Origin of the sequence: Spirulina sp. CCY15215 (genome assembly GCF_016888125.1) — a bacterium.
Lineage (GTDB): Bacteria > Cyanobacteriota > Cyanobacteriia > Cyanobacteriales > Spirulinaceae > CCY15215.
In genome coordinates, this window is sequence record NZ_JACSWA010000532.1 from 1 (window position 1) to 264 (window position 264).

Sequence of the window (264 nt, forward strand, 5' to 3'; positions counted from 1 at the left end):
TTAATTGCTCTGGAGTAGACTTTCCCACACAAGCAGCATCAAGCCAGTGAGTTTTTAGGAGGTTTTGACGAGTGCGATTAAACTTGGTTAATCCTCCTGTTCCGACCTCAACAGGCAATCCCGTTCCTTTCAGTTTATCATACAGTTTCCAACGGGTAGAATTTACCGCTGCACTATCTGACAATGGTTGTTTTGCTTGTCCTAGAATCTGTTTGAGAATATTAGGTTGACCTGATAAGAAATCTTTGATTTCTTGGTTTCCTT

General features: G+C 40.9%; 1 pseudogene. It reads right to left on the reverse strand.

Features of this window, described 5'->3' with window-relative positions:
• A pseudogene (locus JUI58_RS27845) lies at nt 1-264 on the reverse strand (HNH endonuclease); the annotation flags it as partial.